The organism is Paenibacillus sp. FW126-R14 (assembly GCF_058789495.1).
The window spans coordinates 1-2304 of record NZ_JBYTBS010000116.1 but is presented as its reverse complement, the minus strand read 5'-3'; the positions used below and the strand labels follow the sequence as shown (position 1 = coordinate 2304).

Here is a 2304-nt window from a genome sequence, read left to right as displayed (position 1 = left end):
TCTTCTGGTCCGCCAAGACTTTCAGAAGCTCCTTCAAGATTTAATTTGTTGCGTTAATGTCATATTACCATTACTTGGACATGTTCGTACATAGCGAACTTTGTCGAATTTGATCAAGTGATCTTTATAATTCGTGTTTTGCGTCCTACACCAGGACTTTCAAGGGCTCTCTGCCAAGAGAGTCTTTTTCTTTTGCCTCAAAAGGCTGCGCACCAAATTCATACCTGTGCCGATTACGGTAAACAAGCTCCATCCGCTGCCGTTCCTTTTCTTCATACTTCGCACGCTTCTTCTCGTCTAACTTCGCCTTTTCCCCCTGGAGAACTTGCATGAACTCTTCTGCACGCTGCCACTGGGCTTCTGTCATGCGATCCATGCCTTCTGTAAGGATCTGAGCAAGATAATCTTCCCCTGGGCAACCATACGCCACCCAAACCTCGCTGAGCGTCGGATACACCTGTTTCTTGAGCCATGAATCCTTTTGATCGATTGTCTTGTCAGGAGCCTTTACAGCGAGCCGTAGCTTTTGTGCAGCAGCCAGATAGTCGTCCCAGAACTTCGTCCGATTCCACCGCGCTTTATTCGAGTCGTCCCGATCCCGATCCAGAAAGTCAATGTAATGTGACAAGATGCCATACACGATAGCCCCCGACGAAATCCCCATCAATATTGTTTCAACAGCAGCCTGCGCTCGATCATCCGACATTTGAAGCTCAAACCGATTCCAGGACGTGAGCTGATCCTCTAACTCATGACCGGCATTCTCTCTTTCGTGATTCTTTTCGTAAGCCCTGGCTTGAATGTCACTAAGCGGCGACCCGAAGTAAATCGTATTGCCCAGGTTCTCGCCACCCTCGATCTTGATCTTCTGCAACACACGCACCGTTTTGAACTTGCTTCTGCACTCATTACGCTTCACTTTCCGGATTAATTGGCCAATCGTGAAATACGGCTTTTCGTTGTTATAACGCTTCTCATCAATCGCCAAGTCAAGCCGCGTAAACTTGCCGTTCGCCTGGACGATCCGCTCAAAAAGCGATTCCCAACCTTGCCCATAATACGACTCATATTCGCGGCAGCCTTGCCCGGACATTTGAATGTGAATCCCCATATCCGCCGTGCCCTCATAAAGAATCCTAATGTCGCTACACGCCTTCTGTTTGGCGTAGGAGAACAATCCCCTTGGCATGTCCAGAAATTCCTCTGACGGCATTCCTAGCACGTCGTACGCCTGGTTTAAATCCGTTGCAAATGGCAATGTGAATTGCAGCCAGTCGACTAGCGAAGTCAAAGTTTTCGAACGCTCTACGACAAGCTCTCGATCCATTTCGCACTCTCCTGGTTCTTATGTTTTTGTAAGTAAGCGATAATGAGTTGCTTAGCTTTATCCTTATTCGGTTCATTTTGAGCAATACGCTTAATCTCGTTAATTTGCTTTTTGTAATTCATGATTCTAGTTACCCCTTTCAATAGCCATTTCAATAGCCTCTTTCATCGTGTACCACAAGCCCCGCAGCGAAAACGCCATCCCCACCAATGCAGCAAGGAAAATAATTTGATGATCTACACTCAATTTTGGTTACTCCTTTCAAAGGTTAAATGTCTTGAGTTCACGGTCCATTTGATCCTGGAAGACTCCGATATACCGAAGCGTTGTTACCTCGTCCCGGTGATTCAAGATGTCCATAAGCATCCGCAACCTAGAAGCAATCGTACTTTCCGGATCATTCCGATAGTAAAAATGATAACCGAACGTCTTTCGCATCGAATGCGTCCCGATATTCGAAAGCCCCACCGCTTTAGCCGCCCGTTGAATCACCTTGTAGCAATTGCCGCGATCCAGGAGCGTCGTTCCGTCATTGTCACCTGAAAACAGCAGATGCTCGTCAGGCATAAAACGTATGTATTCGTCGATCATACCGCGAAGCGTCTCATTGATCGGGAAGAGCCGGCGCTTACCTGTCTTTTCCTCGATGATGTCGATATGCGACCTTTCCCGAACATGCGATACACGCAGCCGAAGCAGATCGCCGATCCTAAACCCCGTGTTCAGCCCCAAGACGAACAGGAACCAGTCCCGATACGATTTCCCAAGCAGCTGCCGTTTCAACTTCTCTAGCATTTCAATGTCCCTAATAGGCTGCACAGCCATTTTTTCACCCTCCGTGTACGTTTGTCTGCATAAGTGCAGGACTATTGTACACCGCTGCCAAAGGAGCGCACAAAGGAGGACAAGAAAGAACGTTTCTAGCAAACCAATTCTAGCTTTTGACAGACCTAGTTACATTTGTCCATACTCTTATT

3 protein-coding genes are annotated in these 2304 nt (G+C 47.4%); all 3 read right to left on the bottom strand.

The window, feature by feature from the left end; translation table 11 throughout:
• Positions 1-145: 145 nt before the first annotated feature.
• A complete protein-coding gene (locus tag AC3WRW_RS32685; protein ID WP_492550387.1) occupies positions 146-1327 on the bottom strand; it encodes a replication initiation factor domain-containing protein in 1182 nt (393 codons plus the stop codon).
• Positions 1306-1449 carry a hypothetical protein gene (locus AC3WRW_RS32680; protein WP_492550386.1) on the bottom strand — a complete coding sequence of 48 codons (144 nt, stop codon included), beginning with the start codon at positions 1447-1449 and terminating at the stop codon, positions 1306-1308. The genes AC3WRW_RS32685 and AC3WRW_RS32680 overlap by 22 nt, the downstream gene beginning before the upstream one ends.
• 139 nt (positions 1450-1588) lie before the next feature.
• A complete protein-coding gene (locus AC3WRW_RS32675; protein ID WP_492550385.1) occupies positions 1589-2152 on the bottom strand; it encodes a tyrosine-type recombinase/integrase in 564 nt (187 codons plus the stop codon).
• Positions 2153-2304 lie beyond the last annotated feature (152 nt).